The organism is Alcanivorax sp. UBA3183, assembly GCF_002364155.1.
GTDB classification, from domain to species: domain Bacteria; phylum Pseudomonadota; class Gammaproteobacteria; order Pseudomonadales; family Alcanivoracaceae; genus Alcanivorax; species Alcanivorax jadensis.
Genome location: NZ_DEXN01000013.1, coordinates 100,555 through 119,862, shown reverse-complemented (window position 1 = coordinate 119,862; position 19,308 = coordinate 100,555). Strand labels below are relative to the sequence as shown.

General features: G+C 55.3%; 15 protein-coding genes. 10 read left to right on the top strand and 5 right to left on the bottom strand.

From position 1 onward, the window contains the following. Positions 1-95: 95 nt before the first annotated feature. Positions 96-518, top strand: coding sequence for a hypothetical protein (locus B3Q33_RS05725; protein WP_272962409.1), 423 nt, complete (start codon positions 96-98; stop codon positions 516-518). A 146-nt stretch (positions 519-664) separates the two neighbouring features. Continuing rightward, positions 665-1,729, top strand: coding sequence for an NAD-dependent epimerase/dehydratase family protein (locus B3Q33_RS05720; RefSeq protein WP_272962410.1), 1,065 nt, complete (start codon positions 665-667; stop codon positions 1,727-1,729). 241 nt (positions 1,730-1,970) lie between these two features. Here the strand turns inward: B3Q33_RS05720 and B3Q33_RS05715 are convergent, their stop codons facing one another. Together B3Q33_RS05715 and B3Q33_RS05710 are read right to left on the bottom strand one after the other, a co-directional pair. Next, on the bottom strand, positions 1,971-3,170 hold the full coding sequence (locus B3Q33_RS05715) for a fatty acid desaturase family protein (protein WP_035247646.1): 1,200 nt from the start codon (positions 3,168-3,170) through the stop codon (positions 1,971-1,973). Positions 3,171-3,180: 10 nt separating this feature from the next. Next, complete coding sequence (locus tag B3Q33_RS05710) at positions 3,181-4,299, bottom strand: ferredoxin reductase (protein WP_272962411.1); 1,119 nt, start codon at positions 4,297-4,299, stop codon at positions 3,181-3,183. A 454-nt stretch (positions 4,300-4,753) separates the two neighbouring features. On the opposite strand from B3Q33_RS05710, the gene dbpA reads away from it, so the two are divergent. The 8 genes from dbpA to B3Q33_RS05670 all read left to right on the top strand — a co-directional run bounded on the left by dbpA (position 4,754) and on the right by B3Q33_RS05670 (position 17,487). Then, positions 4,754-6,133 carry an ATP-dependent RNA helicase DbpA gene (dbpA, locus tag B3Q33_RS05705; protein ID WP_035247633.1) on the top strand — a complete coding sequence of 460 codons (1,380 nt, stop codon included), beginning with the start codon at positions 4,754-4,756 and terminating at the stop codon, positions 6,131-6,133. A gap of 591 nt (positions 6,134-6,724) precedes the next feature. Next, positions 6,725-9,334, top strand: a complete 2,610-nt coding sequence (locus tag B3Q33_RS05700) for a thrombospondin type 3 repeat-containing protein (protein WP_272980314.1) — start codon at positions 6,725-6,727, stop codon at positions 9,332-9,334. Positions 9,335-9,919: 585 nt separating this feature from the next. Next, positions 9,920-11,761, top strand: coding sequence for a long-chain-acyl-CoA synthetase (locus B3Q33_RS05695; RefSeq protein ID WP_272975410.1), 1,842 nt, complete (start codon positions 9,920-9,922; stop codon positions 11,759-11,761). Positions 11,762-11,962: 201 nt separating this feature from the next. After that, positions 11,963-12,901: a DnaJ C-terminal domain-containing protein gene (locus tag B3Q33_RS05690; RefSeq protein ID WP_272975409.1), complete on the top strand. Its 939-nt coding sequence runs from the start codon at positions 11,963-11,965 to the stop codon at positions 12,899-12,901. A 2-nt stretch (positions 12,902-12,903) separates the two neighbouring features. Then, a complete protein-coding gene (locus B3Q33_RS05685) occupies positions 12,904-13,206 on the top strand; it encodes a chaperone modulator CbpM (protein WP_272975408.1) in 303 nt (100 codons plus the stop codon). Between the two features lie 339 nt (positions 13,207-13,545). Continuing rightward, positions 13,546-14,313 (top strand): DUF2726 domain-containing protein, encoded by a 768-nt coding sequence (locus B3Q33_RS05680; RefSeq protein WP_272975407.1) that lies wholly within the window; start codon positions 13,546-13,548, stop codon positions 14,311-14,313. A gap of 63 nt (positions 14,314-14,376) precedes the next feature. Further along, a complete protein-coding gene (locus tag B3Q33_RS05675) occupies positions 14,377-15,231 on the top strand; it encodes a hypothetical protein (RefSeq protein WP_272975406.1) in 855 nt (284 codons plus the stop codon). Positions 15,232-15,234: 3 nt separating this feature from the next. After that, positions 15,235-17,487 carry a UvrD-helicase domain-containing protein gene (locus B3Q33_RS05670; protein ID WP_272975405.1) on the top strand — a complete coding sequence of 751 codons (2,253 nt, stop codon included), beginning with the start codon at positions 15,235-15,237 and terminating at the stop codon, positions 17,485-17,487. A 186-nt stretch (positions 17,488-17,673) separates the two neighbouring features. Here the strand turns inward: B3Q33_RS05670 and B3Q33_RS05665 are convergent, their stop codons facing one another. The 3 genes from B3Q33_RS05665 to B3Q33_RS05655 form a co-directional block, all read right to left on the bottom strand. Continuing rightward, the gene (locus B3Q33_RS05665) at positions 17,674-18,129 is read right to left on the bottom strand and encodes a DUF4442 domain-containing protein (protein ID WP_272975404.1); all 456 of its coding nucleotides are present in this window, start codon (positions 18,127-18,129) and stop codon (positions 17,674-17,676) included. An 88-nt stretch (positions 18,130-18,217) separates the two neighbouring features. Next, the gene (locus tag B3Q33_RS05660; RefSeq protein ID WP_272975403.1) at positions 18,218-19,099 is read right to left on the bottom strand and encodes an alpha/beta fold hydrolase; all 882 of its coding nucleotides are present in this window, start codon (positions 19,097-19,099) and stop codon (positions 18,218-18,220) included. Then, positions 19,089-19,307, bottom strand: coding sequence for a DUF1272 domain-containing protein (locus tag B3Q33_RS05655; RefSeq protein ID WP_272975412.1), 219 nt, complete (start codon positions 19,305-19,307; stop codon positions 19,089-19,091). The genes B3Q33_RS05660 and B3Q33_RS05655 overlap by 11 nt, the downstream gene beginning before the upstream one ends. Position 19,308 lies beyond the last annotated feature (1 nt).

The window sequence follows — 19,308 nt, the reverse complement described above, 5'->3', positions numbered from 1 at the left end:
CAGATGGGCCCTTCAGGCCGCGCTGAGTACGCAAGGAGTTATTCAGAGGCTCCCAAGGTAATCATTTACCAACACCTCTCAACGTCGGAGTGACCATGTCCAACTCGCCACAACAATGGTTGCAGGCCTTCACCGGGGGCTTCATTGCTACCCTGCTGTTTCACCAGGGGGTATTGGCGCTGTTCTGGCTGGCGGGCCTTATCCCGGCGGCGCCCTGGAACATGACCCCGGTACCGCCCCTGGGCATTCCCCAGGTTTTGTCACTGGCATTCTGGGGCGGGGTCTGGGGTATTCCGGTCTGGTGGCTGATCCGCCGCTGGCAGGGTATCCGGCACTGGCTGGGGGCGCTGATTCTCGGTGCCATCGGCCCGACACTGGTGGCCATGCTGCTGGTGTTCCCCTTAAAAGGTCTGGACGTGAACGCCACCAAGGTGGTCGGTGGCCTGATCGTCAATGGCGCCTGGGGGCTGGGGCTGGCCGCGTGGATGTGGTTTAACCGGTCGCGTTGGCAGAATTGATTCTTTTCCCTGGAAACAGGCGCCGCTGGCGCCTGTTTTCGTTGTAATTTCTATTGGCCGCACAGTCATGGAATGGCACGAACAGCCCTAGTCTTGTTTTGCCATCATGGTAGCGTTGGCCTTCTTTTTATCGGCGGGAGCCAAGCATGCCCAGTAACACTCATACCGTGATGGTCACCGGCGCTTCCGGCTACATTGCCGGCTGGATCGTCAAATACCTGTTGGAAGCGGGCCATACCGTGCATGCCACGGTGCGTGATCCCAACAAGGCCAAGAGCGTGGATCATCTGAAACGCATCGCCGACGCTGCCCCCGGCACCCTGAAACTGTTCAAGGCTGACCTGCTGGATGCGCAGAGTTTCGATGCGCCCATGCAGGGCTGCGACATTCTCATGCACACCGCCTCGCCGTTCGTGCTGGAGGGCTTTACCGATGCCAACGAGGCTCTGGTGCGCCCGGCCGTGGAAGGCACCCGCAATGTGCTCAATGCCGCTAACCGCTGCGACACCCTCAAGCGCGTGGTGCTCACCAGCAGCGTGGCCTCGGTATACGGTGATGCCACCGACATGAAGGGCAAGAGCGCCTTCACCGAAGCAGACTGGAATACCACCAGCAGCGTCGACCATAACCCCTACCAGTACTCCAAGGTGGCCGCCGAGCGCGAAGCCTGGAAGATCCACGATGGCCAGGAGGGCAGTGCAGAAAGCCGTTGGGATCTGGTGACCATCAATCCGGGCATGGTCTATGGCCCCTCACTGACCAACGCCAGCAACTCCGCCAGCATTGGCACCCTGCTGGACATGGGACGCGGTAAACTGAAAACCGGCGTGCCGGCACTGGAATACGGCATGGTGGATGTGCGTGAAGTGGCGCAGGCTCACCTTTTAGGCGCGTTCAACCCGGAAGCAGAAGGGCGCTACATCCTGGTCAGCCAGTCCGTGTCCATGCTCGACATCGCCGGCATCCTGCGCAAGCAATTCGGCAAGCAATACCCCTTCCCGATGATGAAGGTGCCCAAGCCGGTGGTATGGGCCGTTGGCCCATTCATGGGCCCGGTCACCCGCAAGTTCATCAGCCGCAACGTGGGCTACCCGCTGCGCTTCGAAAACAGCCGCAGCAAGACGCTGGGTGTGAATTATCGACCGGCGGCGGATACCTTGAAGGATCACTTCGATCAGGTGCTGGAAGACGGGCTGGTAAGACGGCGCTAAACGCAGCGGCTTGCTGAAAGAACCTTCGCCTTGCGAGCAAGGCTCCAACAAACTTCCGTATCCGTTGGCGCTTTGCTCGCAAAGCGAGAGGCCGAAGCCTGCTCCACCTTTCGTGATGCAAGCATCATCTCTTACAAAGCCAAAACGTAGGGTGGATTAGCCGGAAGGCGTAATCCACCTTTTGAAGCGGTGAATGTCATGGTGGATTACGCCTTCCGGCTAATCCACCCTACGCCCCGAATCAGGACTGGCTGGCTTCCTCGCGGCGCGGTTCGTAGGGTTCTCCGCCACCCGGGAAGGCCAGGCGCAGATTGTTCAGCCAGGTGGTGCCGAACTGGCGAAACAGGGAGGCGCTGTTGTACGGAATGCCGTAGCGGTCAGCCAGTGCCCGTACCCGGGGTGCGACTTCCTTGTAGCGGTTGCTGCACATATCCGGAAACAGATGATGTTCGATCTGGTGTGACAGGTTGCCGGAGAGAATATGGAACAGCTTACTGCCTTCAATATTGCAAGAGCCCAGCATCTGGCGCAGATACCAGCGACCACGGGTTTCGCCTTCCACCTGTTCCAGGGTGAAGTTGTGGGCCCCGGCAGGGAAGTGCCCGCAGAAGATAATGGTGAACGCCCAGATGTTGCGGATCAGGTTGGCCACCGCATTGGCACCGGCCACCATGCCGAATACCAGCAGGGGCGAGAAGGGCACAAAGAAGGAAATCGGAATTGCCACCAGCGCCGCCGCCAGCGGCCAGGCGATGTAATCCTTGGCCACCTGCCGCCATACCTTGTAACCGATACGTTTTAACAGGGGCGTAAAGTCCTTCAGCTTGTTCTTGCCTTTCAGGTGATCATCGATGGCTTGTTCATGGACGGCCACGCCTTCTTCGAACAACAGCATCAGCAGAATGAAATAAATCGGCTGCAAAAGAAACGCCGGCTTCCACTTCTGCATGGGTGTCACCCGCATGATGCCGTAGCCCACATCCAGATCCTTCTCCAGCACATTGGTCCAGGTGTGGTGCACCACGTTGTGCGAATGCATCCAGCGGTCGGACGGGCTCATGGTGTCCCATTCCCAGGTGTTGGACTGAATCTCCGGGTCCTTCATCCAGTCCCACTGGGCGTGCAGCACGTTATGGGCAATCTCCATGTTTTCCAGGATCTTGGCGATGCCGAGCGCGAATACACCCAGGCCCATGATGGTGAGTGCCACTGGCCAGGTCGCCAGCGCGTGCCCCCAGGCAGGAATGAAAAACAGCGACAGGTAAATCACAAAGCGGGAGCTCACCGCCATGGTGCGCTGGGTCTTGATCACCTTGAGGATATAGGCGCGATCCCGGTCGCCCCGGGAATCAAATACCTCGTTGCGAATGGCTTCCAGCTCGCGGCCGAATTCTTCGATCTGTTCATCGGTCAGGTCGACCGGGTATTGATGGGTTTTCATGATTCTTCCCTCACAAATCCAGTTCGCAGTCGCCGGCGGCGGCGCAGATGCAGGTTTGTACAATGCTGCCTGCCTCGTTCAGTACCTCACCGGTACGCAGGTCTCGCACACACCCGGAAACCAGGGTGGTGTTGCAGGTATGGCAGATGCCCATGCGGCAGCCATGGGGCGGGTTCATGCCTGCCTCCTCGGCCACTTTCAGCAGTGGTGTGTCACTGTCGCCGTCGGCTTCCACATCGCTCTGTGCAAAGCGCACCCGACCACCTACTGCATCGTCGGGAATCTCGGTAAAGGGAGCGCGGAATCGCTCCACATGGAGCTGGCGGCTACAGCCCGCTTCTTCCATGCATTGCTCAATGGCTTCCAGCAGGGAAGGGGGGCCGCATGCGTACACATCCCGGTCTTTCCAGTCCGGGCAGAGCGCATCCAGCTGGGCCTTCGAAAAGCGGTTACGGCTCGGGTCGTCGCCCTCGCGGCTATAAATCAGATTCAGGTGATAGCGATCGTTGTACCGATCCATTGCCTTCAATTCCTTGCCCAGCACCACATCAAACTCGTGGGGTGCGTAGTGAATATGGCAAGTATCCGGCAAACGACCCTGGGCAATCAGGCTGTTGATCATGCTGAACGCCGGGGTGATGCCGCTGCCTGCAGTAATGAACAGCGGCTGAATCGGCTGCGCATCCGGCAGGTAGAAGTCCCCCTGCGGCAGCCCGATGGGCAGGTAATCACCTACCTTGATATTGCGCACGATGTGGTGAGAGATGGTGCCCTTGTCGATGGCCTTCACGGTAATGGTGAAGCAATCGTCCTCCCGCTCCGGCGGAGAAGAGATGGTGTAGGTGCGGGTGTAATGCTTGCCGTTGGCGGGGATGCCCACACGCACATGCTGGCCCGCACGGTGGCCCCGCCAGTTCAAACCGGGGCGCAGGGTGAGGGTGCGCGCATCCTTGGTTTCATCCCAGACCTTGACGACGCGGGCCTGCATCTTGTGCGTGGTCCACAGGGGATTGACCAGCTCCAGGTAATGGGAAGTGCGCAAGGGCCAGGCAAAGTAATCGGTGATGGTACTCAGGCGAGACCAGATGGATGGTGATGCACCTGGCTCAGGCTGGGCGGGTTGACGCATAACGGTTCCTCGGTCGTTGTCATTATGTGAGGTGTAGCTCGCCTGGCGGGCCAGGCTGGCGGCGGGCAGCCGGGGCGGCTCGCCATAGTCCGTTTTGTCACTGTTGTTGTAGCTGTCTCATGTCCGGTTCGGATTTCAGTATCCGCTTGTGCGGGGCGTGGTGACCAACCCCTTTTACCGAATCCCTACGCAATACCCATGCAGACATACAAACGGGTACAGCGTGGCAAGTGCACATATGTATGTGTACATGTGTTTACAAGACTAAAATGACAACGCCTCGCTTGTCTACCCTGTTTTTGATAACGGCAAAACTCCGCCCAGTTGGAGCCATGTTGGCAAGGCGAATAACCACGGCTCAAGCCGGTAACAGCGAGCCCCGCTGAAATCCATCGCCCCCGGCTCAACTGTTGGTACACTGCACGCCTGATTTCCTGACACCCGGGCCCTTTACGTGACTGATACCCTGTTTTCTTCCCTGCCTCTCAGCGGCGACATGCTCGCCAACCTGGACACACTGGGCTACACCGCCATGACACCGGTGCAGGCGGCCAGCCTGCCGCCCCTGTTGCAGGGCCGGGATGTGATCGCCCAGGCCAGCACCGGCAGCGGCAAGACCGCCGCCTTCGGCATCGGCCTGCTGCACCCGCTCAACCTGCGCTATTACGGCTGTCAGGCACTGGTGCTGTGCCCGACCCGGGAGCTGGCCGATCAGGTGGCCGCCGAGATCCGGCGCCTGGCCCGCGGCGCTGGCAATATCAAGGTGTTGACCCTCTGTGGCGGCCAACCCATCGGCCCGCAGATCGGCTCCCTGGAGCATGGCGCCCAGGTGGTGGTGGGCACCCCGGGGCGGATACTCAAGCACCTGAGCAAGGGCACCCTCAGTCTCGACGGCCTCAATACCCTGGTGCTGGATGAAGCGGACCGCATGCTCGACATGGGCTTCTTCGATGATATTGCCGAAGTGATTCGTCAGACCCCAGAGCGTCGCCAGACGCTGCTGTTCTCCGCCACCTACCCGGCGGGCATCAAGCAACTGGCCGAAACCTTCATGCGTAACCCGGAACACGTGGAAGTGGAAGCGATGCACGACAACACCCGCATCGAACAGCGCTTCTACGAAGTGGACCCCCTGCAACGCTACGAAGCCGTAGCCGAGGCTATCGCCTGCTTCCGACCCACCAGCTGTGTGGTGTTCTGCGTCACCAAGCAGCAGTGCCAGGACGTTGTCAGCCAGCTCTGCCGTCAGCGGTTGTCCGCCAGAGCCCTGAACAGCGACCTGGAGCAGCGCGAACGGGACGAAGTGCTCACCCTGTTCGCCAACCGTAGCCTGTCGGTACTGGTGGCCACGGACGTGGCCGCACGGGGGCTGGATATCGATAGCCTGGACATGGTGATCAACGCAGAACTGTCCCATGACCCTCAGACCCACATTCACCGGGTTGGCCGCACCGGCCGGGCCGGGGAGAAGGGTTTGGCCATCAACCTGGTGGCCCCTCGCGAAAGTCGCCGGGCCATGGCCATCGAAGAGCTGCAGGGCGAAAAGCTCAACTGGCACCCGGTCTCCAGCCTCAAACCCCGCCAGGGCGACCCCATGCTGCCGCCCACGGTGACCCTGTGCATCGGTGCCGGCCGCAAGGACAAACTGCGACCCGGCGATATCCTTGGCGCCCTCACCGGCGACGCCGGTATCCCCGGCAACCAGGTGGGAAAGATCACGGTGACCGATTACCAGGCCTATGTGGCCATTGAACGGGATAGTGCCGACTTGGCGCTGCAGAGATTGATGAGCGGCAAGATCAAGGGCAAGAGCCGTCGGGTGAAGAAGCTTTAATCCGTTCGCCCTGTAGGAGCCCCACTCCATGGGCGAATCCACCCTCTCAGGCATCGGAAAGCAAGTTGCGAAACGTAGAGTTCATCGAGCCCCGGTGACGCTAGTAGTCACTGGAATCCGTTGTCCGCCAGGGCGCTTTACCCACCCAGATGGGTTTTTCGGCAAGGCCCATTCGGGGGCGGTCATGGCTCGCCAGGCGCCGGCTTCCTGCAAATAAATCTGTCTTTGCTTCCGTAGCCAGGCTGCTCGCAGTCTCCCAGCGGGATGCGTTGGCAGTGCCCCAGCTTATTAGAATCACTTTGAAGGGACGCCTCGCTCAAGAGATAACGTGACTTTGCCGTATCAGGGAAACTGCGTTAACCACGCCTGCGCGGGATTCAGACTTGCCCGCATCATTCACAGAGCAGTTCTTGATCCTGGTGGTGCTCCCCCCCCCCCTCGCCTCATCCCTCTTTCTCATGTGAACATTGAACTGTGTCACACTTTAAGGGTATTGTTCGCTAGTCTTATATTCTTATTTGGGCGCGAATATCTTCGCGGGGTTACAGACAGGTGTAAAAGCTCGTCTGGTAATGGGGTCGGGAGACCAAAATGAACAATAAATGGATGCTGTCAGGGCTGTTGCTGCTGTTGGCTGGATGTGGCGGAGATGATAACCGCGAGCCAAATACGGAGCCGGATAACCTGGCCGAACAAGGCGGCTATGCCGCTGACGGCTACTTGGTGGGGGCCAAAGTCTGCCTTGATACTAATAAGGATTTGTCCTGTACCGATGAGCAGACTACCGCCACCACTGATGAAAACGGTCAGTTCTCCCTATACGCGAGTGCCTCGCTGTTCGAGGAGTATGAAGTCATCGTTGAGGCCATTGCTGGCGTCACCGTGGATCTCGACAATCCTGGCACCCCCATCTCCAAAGGCTACACCCTCCGGGCCCCCGCAGGTCTGAAGGATAGTGAAGAAAAAATTCCGGTGACGCCGATCAGCACGGTGCTGGCGGTCGAAAAAGAAGCTGCGCCAGACAAGACCGTACTGGAGGTCGTCAATGACTCCAGCTTTGCCGAGCAGTTGTGTCCGCTGGCCACTACCGAGGCAGAGAAGAAAGACTGTATCACCAAAGACTATGTCAAGGACGCAGACAGCACGGATGACACCACCCGGGTGCTTGCACAGCGCAAACAGCTGACGGCACGAGTGTTGGCTTCAATGCTTTCCGATGCCCAGGAAAAGGCTGGCGACAGCAACGGCAAGAAGGCGGCGGGTAATACCCTGTCGGCGAAAAGCAATCAGGTAGTTAACCAGCTGGATGAGGCCATAGGTAAAAATGGCGGTGACTTTGACGGGGTGGATACTGGCAAGTTGGCAGAGAAAAATAGCATCGTCGGAGGTGAGGGCAGTAACGCCCTGATCAATGCCAGCGAAGTGCCGTCTGAAAAGACCACCGTCATCGATGCATTCAAGGCCTCTGCCGCTACGTTTAATCTCAATGACACGGCTATTACTGCAGACCGGCTTGATGTAGGAAGTCTGCGTTGCGGTTTTGGGGGATGTTCGACGACCCACGGAGAGCACAGACTGAGAAAGGGAGTCCCGATTAACGACTGGGATGCGTACAGCAGCCAGGACTACGCACGCCTCCAGGTGGTCGATGGGGCGGTCAAGCTGATCGAATATGGCTTTGTCATTGATGAGGTACATGCGGAGTTTGCTCTGGCCGCGCAAAAGCTCAGCTTGCAGGGTCGCAGTATAGGCCAGCTGATGGATACGTTTTCAGCTTCCGCAAACCGCAAATGGCGGCATGTTTTGAACCAATGCTCGGTCTTTGAGGCGGGTGCCATAGGCCACATTGTTTCCGAGCCTACCAAATACCAGGTCAATAACCCGGCCTATGCATTCTACGGCGTGATTCCCGCGACGGTGATTCCGACCTTTGGTGACACACAGCCCGATTTTTACGAAGAGCATGATATTGCGACGATCATCAGCACGTTTACAGGTTCTGTAGGCGCGTTTTCTGTATATGTGGGTCCGGATGTATACGTCACCCTTGCGGATGGCTCGGCAGAGTTCTTCAAGGCATCGACAAGCACTAGCCTGGGAACGGTCAGCTATCGGATTGAAGCCATCAATTTATTTTTTGGCGCGGCACGGGTGGTGGTAATCAATAACCTGGATATCCCGGCGGAAGAGGCGCTTTACATTGATCAGACCAGTGAGAACCTGGGTATAGCCGTGAGCCGGGATTCATGGCTCAAGAAATATCAACCGAAGGGCTCGCTCGGGACGGTTGCTGAGAACGCATATGGCGTGGGCGTTTTCGGCACCAATGCCCCAAGTGCCCCGCGCTTTTACCTGAATACTGCCGCAGCGGAACAGCTCAAGGCCGCTGTCGATGTATCTGCGCTCGCTAGCCCAGCTCGCGACCTGGATGTGGCCACTGACTGCAGTTACACCGTCAAGACCGGGGTAGATTCGGATGGTGACGGCGTTGACGACGGCGAAGATGCATTTCCTGACGATGCCAGTGAAAGTGGTGACATCGATGGCGACGGCACTGGTGACAATGCGGATAGCGACCGTGACGGCGATGGCGTCGACAACGACAACGATGCGTTCCCGAATGACCCCACTGAAACCTCGGACCTTGATGGTGATGGTGTTGGTGACAATGCGGATACTGACCGCGATGGCGATGGCGTTATCAACGACGATGATGCGTTCGCGGATGACAGCAGTGAATCCGGTGATCTGGATGGTGACGGCGTTGGCGATAACAGTGATGAGGACCGTGATGGCGATACCGTCTGGAATGATCAGGACGCTTTCCCGGATGATCCCAACGAGTTCAGCGATATTGACGGTGACGGGATCGGCGATAACAGTGACCTGGATCGTGATGGTGATGGCGTCAATAATGTCGTCGACGCGTTCCCGAATGATCCCACAGAAACGTTAGACAGTGACGGCGACGGTGTTGGCGATAATAGTGATCCAACTCCCAATGGTGGTGGTGCTGACTCCGACGGTGACGGCTTCGAGGATAGCGTTGATGCCTTCCCTGATAACCCCGCTGAGTGGGAGGATGCGGACGGTGATGGTGTAGGTGACAATAGCGATCCGGACCCATCTGATCCGCTGATTCCCGGCGACGACTTCTGTGATCCAGTGATTGATCCGTTCTGTGATCCATTCGGGTTCTAAGCAAAGCAGGAACAACGGATACATAGCCGTCATCCTGAACACTTAAATAGTTCGGCAGGATCGGCAGCCTGAACAATCCGGCTCTCATATAATGGGAGCCGGATTTTTTGGTTCTTTAATGGCGCTTTTCATATCGACATCCCTGGGCCCGGTTGTTGTCACGACTTTCCGGCAATCAGGTGGACAAGAATCGCCGAGTGAAAAAACGCTAATTCGGCAGGTCACTGTAGCAGCCCCTCTCGAAAGGCTAACCCCTGCCTCCCTATTTCTGTAGGAGCGGCGCTCGAGCCGCGAATCCCACCGCCATCCACGCGATCCCAAGAAACAGATCCAGGAAGCCTGTTCATTCCTTTACTGCCCATGATTATGTAAATTCGAACGGGATCGCAACGCGCACCAACCACAAACAACGGCTGGCCCATGCTCGGATCGCAAGGCAGCAGCCACGACACCGTCTTGCTCGCCAGCCTGAGCCAGACAACGCAATAACGAGTAAGCTCCAATGCATCCGGCAAACGCAGGACGTCAGGCTCCATCAGTAACTGGCCTGGCGGGGTAGGAGTGGGCAGAGCAACGGAGGCAAATATGCCGGTGAAAAAAGTTGGCTGGCGGGATCTGGCCAAAGGGGTGCGCTACATGGTGCCGCCGCTGCTGGATATTCAGCGCGGCAACCTGTTGAGGCTGGCCGGGTTGCGGCCTGCCAGCAAGCAGTCCATTGGCAAGGTCATCGAATACTGGGCCCGTCGTACCCCGCATAACATCGCCTTGCGGTTCGAGGATCAGCAGTGGACCTACGCACAATTCAACGCCTGGGCAAACCGCCTGGCCGCCTGCTGGGCGGAGCAAGGCGTGGGCCCCGGTGACACCGTCGCCATCATGATGGAAAACCGGCCCGAAGCGCTGGCCTGTGTGGCGGCCACGGTCAAACTGGGTGCCATCGCCGGCATGCTCAACCACAACCAGAGTGGCGAGGTGCTGGAACACAGTATCCAGTTGGTGACGCCACGGCTGCTGGTGGTCAGTGCGGAATGTGCAGCGGCCCTGGCCACCACCTGTTTTACTCCAACGGCAAGTTCATCGAATACCTCGCAGCAAGCCTCCTCGATCTGCTACTTGTGGCACGGCGGCGACCAGGGTGAGCCTGCGCCCCCGGGCTGGCTGGATCTGGACGAATACGCCGCCCGGCAATCGGAAGCCAACCCGCCCGGCACCGGTCGAGTGCGTGCCGAGCAGCCGTGTTTTTCCATCTTTACCTCCGGCACCACCGGGCTGCCCAAGGCCTCGGTGATGACCCACTATCGCTGGCTGGCCGCCATGGCCGGAGTGGGTGGCATGACCCTGGGCATACGCCGCAAAGACGTGTTCTATTGCTGCCTGCCCCTGTACCACAACAATGCCCTGACCGTGGCCTGGGGCTCGGTGTTATCCATGGGTGCCACCCTGGCACTGGATCGCAAGTTCAGTGCGTCGCAGTTCTGGGAGCGGGTGCGCCACTACGACGCCACCGTGTTCTGTTATATCGGTGAGCTGCTCCGTTACCTGCTCAATATGCCGCCCAGTCCCACGGATCGTCAGCACCGTATCCGGTTAATCACCGGCAATGGCCTGCGCCCGGAAATCTGGGACCAGTTCGAGCAGCGGTTTGGCATTCATCGTATCTACGAGTTTTACGGTGCCAGTGAATCCAATATCGGCTTTATCAATCTTTTTGGCGTGTCGCAGACCGCCGGCTTTACGCCGCTGCCTTTCGCCATCGTCGAGTTCGACAACGACACCGAAACCCCGCGCCGTAACCACAACGGCTTTATGCAGCGCATTCCCAGGGGTGGGGTCGGCCTGCTGATCAGCGAAGTGACCCCGCGCCGCCCCTTCGATGGCTACACCGACCCCGCTGCCGGCGAGAAAAAGCTGTTGCGTGATGTCTTCAAGAAAGGCGACTGCTGGTTCAACTCCGGCGATCTGGTGCGTGACCAGGGCATGCACCACATTCAATTCGTCGACCGGGTCGGCGATACCTTCCGCTGGAAAGGGGAAAACGTGGCCGCCGGCGAAGTGGAAGGAGCCATGGCGCAGCACCCGGATATTGATCACGGCGTGGTGTACGGGGTCAGCATTCCCGGCTGCGATGGCCGCGCGGGAATGACGGCGGTCACGCTCAGCCCGGGTGTCACCCTCAACGGCCCAGGCCTGGCAGAACATCTGAACCGTTTGTTGCCTGCCTATGCAGTGCCCCTGTTCCTGCGCATCCGCGACCACCAGGAAACCACCGGCACTTTCAAATACCGCAAGGTAGAGCTGAAACAACAAGGCTTCGCGCCTGATCAGGTGGCCGAACCGGTGTACGTACTGCTGGATAGCCAGCGCGGTTACCAGCCCCTGACGGCGGAGCTGGCCCGGCAGATACAGCAAGGAGAAATACGCCTTTGACCCGGGAGCGAGCGAGTTGCACCTGCTCGTTACAGGGGCGCGCTGGGCGGCCACGATTCAACAATGGCTTTAAGCAGAGAGTAGGAGAAAGGACGCCGGGCGGCGGAATTTGACGGTAATCAGGAATGGCGCTTATTCCGCAGGAATGTCACTGAAATAGCAGTATGGTAGGGATGGGGCATCTGACCCCGGAGAGGTGAAATGGACTTTAAGGACTACTACGCCCTGCTCGGAGTGGAGCCAGACGCCGACGCTGCCGCCATCAAGACGGCCTACCGCCTTCTGGCCCGCAAATATCACCCGGATATCAGCAAGGAAGACGACGCCGAAGCCAAGTTCAAGGACGTGGCAGAAGCCTGGCAGGTGCTGAAAGACCCGGACAAGCGCGCCGACTACGACCAGCTCCGCGCCCTGCGCAACCAGCAAGGCGACCATGGCTCGTTCCAGCCGCCCCCCGGCTGGCAGCCGTCAGGCGGCGGGTTTGATCCTGCCGATGCGGGCTTTTCCGACTTCTTCGAATCCCTGTTCACCGGCGCCCGCCAGGCCCGCGGTAGCCATGCCCCGTCGCGGCGCGGCCAGGATGTGGAAATCGAGCTGCCCATCTTTCTGGAAGACACGGTCAGCAGTGAATCCAAATCGGTTTCCTACCGGTTGCCGGAGTACGACCAGTACGGTCAGGTAGTCGGTGAGAAGAGCAAAACCCTGAACGTGAAAATTCCGGCCGGTGTGACCGGTGGTGAGCGTATCCGGCTGAAAGGGCAGGGGATTGCCGGTATCGGCAATGCCCCCGCTGGCGACGTATACCTGCGCATCCGCCTGGTGCCGCATCCCTTGTTCGATGTGGAAGGCCACAACCTGATCGTCACCGTGCCGGTGGCGCCCTGGGAAGTGGCGCTGGGGGCGAAAATTGAAGTGCCCACTCTCACCGGCGCGGTTCAAATGACTATCCCGGCACACAGCCAGAACGGCAAGAAGCTGCGTATTCCCGGCAAGGGGCTGCCCGGCAAGACCGGCAAGGGTGACCTGATTGCCGTGCTGAAAGTAGTCATGCCCGATGCCACCGGCGAAGACATTGAACAGCTGTGGCAACAACTCGCCGACAAGACGAGCTTCGATCCGCGCGCACAATGGAGACGGTAATCATGGCCTCTCAACTAAGAATCACCTTATGCAGTAGCGACATTTACCAATTGGTGCAGATATCAGAGCAGGACCTGATCGACATCGTCAGCCTTGGCATTATCGAGCCCCACGACAGGCAGGCCAGCGAATGGCAATTCGACGATGCCGTCGTCGCTGACATCGCCCGCGCCACCCGCCTGCGACGTGACCTGGAAATCAACTGGGCAGGCGTGGCACTGGCCATGGAGTTGCTGGATGAAGTGGAGGCGCTACGCCGGGAAAACCGCGAGCTACTACGGCGGCTAAAACGGTTCGAGGCGTGATGATTCCCGATGGCGCCCATTTCAGCTACCAGGGGCGCCTCTTTCCTTTTCCCTCTTTGTTGGAGCCATGCTCGCATGGCGAACCCCCAACCCAATAAACGCCCACACCGCCAGACGACCCGCACCACCCCCTAAACAAGAAAATGAAACCCATTCATTTATTTCAGACCACAGATTGTGTAAATTCGAACTGGATCACAAATAACCAATACCAATAATAACGGCCGGCCAGGGTGGCACGGCCTGAAACAGCGAATCCGGGGAAGGGATGCCAGTCTGTTTACGTAACCAGTCAATCCTGTTGCGACCGGCCCATGCACGGCCCGGACACCAACAGCCATGAGTACCGTCCTGCTCGTCATTATTGTGGCAGTGGCCGTGTTACTACTTCGGAAGCCGTTGTCGTCCGGCTCTGGCCAATTCTCCTATCGTCGTAAGCCCTACCTGCTCAGCAAAGCGGAACGCTCTTTCTATGGCGTGCTCTCCCAGGCTGTGGGCGACAACGCCCTGATCTTCTCCAAAGTCCGCGTTGCGGATGTGCTTGCTCCCCAGAAAGGCCTCAATCGAGCCAATTGGCAGCGAGCCTTCAACAAGATTTCCGCCAAACACGTCGATTTCCTCCTCTGCGACCCACAAGACTGCGCCGTAAAACTGGCCATTGAGCTGGATGATGCCAGTCATGGTTCAGCCAAACGGCAGAAGCGCGATGCCTTTCTGGAACAAGCCTGTGAATCAGCTGGGTTGCCTCTGCTAAGAATCAGGGCTGCCAGGGGATATGGGGTGGCAGATATTCGTCAGCAGGTTGAGGCGGTGCTGTTTCCTAGGCAGCAAGACTCGTCTCTGGAGAAACCGGAACAGGTTGAAGGGCTGCGCGTTGAAATAACAGTCAGAGGTCAGGAAAGGGCTGATAGCCAGACCGAGGGACAAGCAGGTAAGCCGATAGAGGCTCCCACTGGTGTCGAAGTCGCTGCTCAACCCGTTGCGCCTGCTTGCCATCAGTGTGGTGAGGTGATGGTGCTGCGGAAAGCTCGCTCAGGGAAGAATGCAGGGCAGCAGTTTTGGGGGTGTAGTGCATTTCCGAAGTGTCGGGGAGTGAGGAAGTGTTGAGTTATAGACACAGGGGCAAGACCGGACCCCATTGTTCTAAATAGACGAATAGAGAAGGAAAAAATGAGTGCTTTAACATATGAGAGGCGTGACATGTGTCGCCCATGCCCGGTTGACGCTATTACCCAGGGATCAATTTTCAATTATGCATTTAGCGAGGATCTCGATAATAAAAATGTTCTCGGAATGCTGATCAGCGCTAGATGTGATTTGGCAAATTTGAAAACATCAAAGTATAGCTATGTTCCTGTCGTTTCCCTTGAGGATTATATTTTTCACTATCTTGCAAGAAAGCTTTTTCTTGATCAAAAAAAAGAAGAGGTTGGTAAGATTAAAAATATGGTGAAAGATCTAGGGCATGATCCGGGAATTATTGATGTATATGGAATAAAAAAATGTATTGATAAAATTGTTGAAAAACAGAAAGCGAAAGAAAAAGCAAATGAGGCGTTTGAAAAAATTGAGTCGCTAAATGAATTGATTAATAAAAACTCTGATCGATATACAAAAGATGATCTCGCTATTATTCCGAGTAAAAAGTTTAAGTCAGAATTCTCTGATTTGTCTCAGAACAAAGCAGAAGGTTATTATTTGATCGATGATGTGGTGGATCATAATAATAGGGAGGCTTCTTTAGGGCCCCACGTAGTCTTGTTAAGAGAGGTTCATCATATGAGTGCTGAAATAGCGGAGTTTATTAAAAAGGGGTGTGTCCATGATGAGCTTCTCGAGGCAGGTAATAGTGCGCCTTCTTTGGTCTTAGGAAAAGGGCGTATGTCATATGTTTTATGCAATATGGCGTCACCATATATAGAGCTAGTAATGCAGCGTTTCTCGAATATTTTTTCTCGCGTAGGCGTAAAAGACCCCCATAAAAATTTGGGTGAGAGGTTTTTTATGGATTATATTATAGGGTGAATAATGAAGTTTATAACCATTGACAAATCAGCTGCAACGACTCTTGTTTCCATGAGAACTTTGCAGAGCACAGAGTACGATAATGGTAGGTTTCTTGTTGATATAATAACCAACGGTGTCGACGAAGACTGTTTGATCGGCTCGGTTGGGATTGCGAAGGTAAGAGATGGTGTTTGTTTTGTAGGCGGTTCTGGGGGTTTAGAGAGTCAAGTTATAGTTGACTTGGAGAATTTTTCTGGTTTTGAGAATTCATCTCGGCAAGACGTTTTGTCCATTTTTCAGAAAGTATGTAGGGTTTCCCTGAAGTACTGGGATAAAATTCCTTTTGGTAGCAGGGAATGGTTTAAAAGCGAAATGGATCTTGTGGTTTTCATACCGAAAAAAAATAGCCTTGGTGACGGTGGAAAAGTGTTGTTGGATGTTAAACCAGATTGGAGTCGCCAAGAAAAAAGGAATACACAGCATTTGCTGGTTTTTTACTATGGGAATGAAGTGGTTACTAGTAAGCCTTCGACCACAGTTTTTCGGAAGGCTCTGGATCAAATTAGAAGTGTAGATTTGGAAAGTGGGGGTGTGTCAAACCCAGACTCTCCTCTTAAAGTTGAAACACTCGGCGACGATTTTAAGCCTATCGATCCTAGTGCAAGTTTTGAAGCCTGGAAAAACCTTTTAACAAGTAGTCAAGAAAGTTTTGTTTTTAGGGATAGTTTGGGGCCAGAGAGAATCGAGGGTGCTGCTGGAACAGGAAAAACATTAAGCCTTGCGTTGAGATGCTGTAATGTTCTGGAATCAGCAAATACTAAAGGGGAACATCTAAAAGTAGGTTTTTTAACGCACAGTCATGCATCAAAGGAATATATTGAAAGTATAATTTTCCCTAAGCTAAGCTGGTATAAGAGTCCGATAGATAACAATAAGATAGAAGTTTTGACTGTTACATTGCAGGAGTGGTGTATATCCTCGCTTGGAAACAAAGTTGAGGAAACAGAACTTCTTGATAAAGATGCTCAGAATTCAAAGGAATATCAGCAGATACTTATATCTGATGTCTTAAGCAAATTTAAATCTGATGAAATACAGTCCCACGAAAAATTTATTTCTCCAGAGCTATTTTCCTTTTTGTCTGGTGAAGATGAGCAGCTTCAGGTCCAGTCTTTGCAGTATGAAATAGCTGAAATAATTAAGGGGCGATCTGGTCAAGACCTTTCAAAATACAAAAAAATACATCAAGTGGCTCATGCTGTTCCTCTAAAATTAGAGGCTGACTTTGAATGTGTTTTTAGTCTGTATTCTCAGTATCAGAAAAAACTGGAATCAACTGGGTACTTTGATAGTGATGATGTTGTTCTCAGCGCGCTAAGTCAGTTGGATTCGCCTATATGGCGCCGCCGTAAAAATAGTGAAGGTTTTGATGCTCTTTTTATAGATGAAACCCATTTGTTTAACCTCAATGAACTGTCAGTGGTTCATCATCTATTAAAAGATGAGCATGTTTCTAATGTTATTTACTCTGTTGATAGAAGTCAGTCTTTGGCTAATATTTCTCTTGAGAACCATCAATTAGACGAGGTTTTTGGGAATGACAAAGGCGCAGAAGTAAACTTGAAGACAATATTCAGATCTTCACCAGATATAGTTAGACTGGCATTTTCTATTTTGTCTTCGGGTTCTACCTTGTTCACTAATATGGAAAATCCACTGGATAAGGTAGAGGATTCCTTTACTTCCGAGGACGAAGGTCGGTCATGCAAGCCTTACTGCTTAGAGTTTAAGTCAGATAATGATGTTGTGTTGAACGCATTTAAATCTGCCGACAAGATTGCTGCGCAGACTGCCTCAATGAGGTGCAAAGTTATAATAATAGCTACTACTGAATCTGTTTTGATGCAGCTTGAGCGTTATGCGACTGATGCTAATAAAGCCGTTAAATTTATTAAGCAGAGAGGTGATAAAAAGTCACAGATTGATGCGGAGAAAGGCAATAAGTACATTGTTGCTGGTATTGATTATGTGGGCGGGCTTGAGTTTGATGCGGCTGTTATCATTGGGGCTGATAAGGGGCATATGCCGGCTACAGAGGAGAATGGTGTCGATTCGAAACATTTCCTGAATCATGCTTCATATAACAGAATGTATGTTGCTGTAACTCGTGCAAAATACGGTGTTTCTGTACTCTATAGCTCTGCAAGAGGGGTTAGCCCTATCTTGGAATTTCCGATTAGCGAGGGAGTTTTAGATTTGGTTGACGGCTCTTGATAAAAAGGAACAACAGAGGAGCAGCAGGGCAGCTACAACTTGGCAGTGTGCGCGCAGGGGAATACGAGGGTCAGGTCTCAATAGAAACAACAGGACACCCATCCATTCAGCCATTGGCAGCCTTGATTCTCAATGAATGGGTGTCCGGTAGGTTTTGCGGTAGGTTTTCGTCGATGTGGCGTGTTGTCACTTGGGCGAAACCCGCCAGCGATGTTCGGCCTTGGCCACCGTATCGCCCTGTTCATCGAAGATACGGGTTTCTCCCCGAACCTCGTGGCTGCGTGACCAGTCCAGCTCCCCGAGGATCGTTTCTGCAATCAACAGGCCGCGTGCCTTCTTTTGGTATTCGATATCCATGCCGGTAACGATCCAGCGCCCGTTATCGGGGGTGATGCTCATCAGGGCGAGATTGCCTGTTGTCTCGGCAAGGGTAAACAGGGCGCCGGCATGAATGGAGGAGAGGTGGTTACGCACGGCGCGTCGGTCTCGCATTCGCCCACGAGTATGGCCGGGCTCCAGAATCTCCAACTCCGGTTTGATGCTGGCAGAGAACGGCACCATCCAGCGCATCGCCAGCTGAATGAACTGCTTCCCGAATGGCCATTGTTCGGCTTTTTGCATGGTGCTTACCATGTTCGACATCGTATAACCCCTTGGTATGTTTAAGGCCGGGGACTCCCTCGGCATTCATTGGTTCGTACTCTGACGGAAACCCAGCATCGCAAGGCTACTAATAGCTGTGGCTGGCGAAGACGGGTTCCTTGTTGGCCATCCAGGCCAGTTGTTCTTCCCAGAAAGGGCGACCAGCACTCTCCCGAAAGAACCCCATATGACCGATAACCGGCTTGCCCGCTGGCTTGCGCCGCACTTCGATGTGCAGGCTTGGATAGCTGTCATATAGCTTCTGTGTCGCCGCTTGTGGAGCAATGTGATCATCCGCAAATTCAAACGCCAGGGCGGGAAGGCAAAGCTCGCTGTAAGCCTGCTTGGCGTTGAGATGAAAGCGTGGGGATAACAGATACTCTTTTTGCGAGGCCCACTCGGCCCAGTCTCTAAGCAACCGGCTAGGCATATCGGCATTGGAAAGCCCCAGTGCGCGAGCAGGGAAGGGGTCGCGCAGGCGGCCAATGATCGGCACAAGACAGTAATAAAAACTCAATAGCTTGAGACGATACGCGAGAGGCCCGCGGCTCCAGTAAGGGAACGATGCGCCGACAAAGATCACTGCGCTCAACTGAGCTGCGCGCTTTGCCAGGCCTACCAGTTGCCCGCCAATACTGTGGCCGACCAGATAGACCGGGCTGCTGCCCGCGATCTTCGTTGCCTTGCCGATCATGGTGTCGAGATCCTGGCTGCCCCAATGTGCCAGGCGGATCAAGCCCGGATCAGCCTGCTGGCCGGACAGGCCGATACCTCGATAGTGGAAACTGAGGACAGTGAACCCCTTCGTGGCCATGAAGCTGGCATACGCGCGATAAAACCTGGCAGGCACACCGAGTGCGCTGGCAATCAGGATGACGCCTTGGTATGGCGCTGTCCGGCCTGCGCTGCGTTCGAAATATTCCAGCGCGGTACCGTCGGCGCAATGTTCCCACCGGGAGCTAACGGACACGATTACCCCCTCCTGTAAGCCGTTTTGTCAGCGCCTGTATGGGCGTAATGACACGGGGAGGGCGCAGGTGCAGTTCGCCATCACAGTTTGGGCAGATGTGATCCATCTCAGCGCCACACCCCGCGCAGAAACTGCATTCGAACGAGCAAATCAGAGCCTCTCCGTCCAAAGGCAGCGGTGCGGCACAGCGCTCACATTTTTTCTTCATC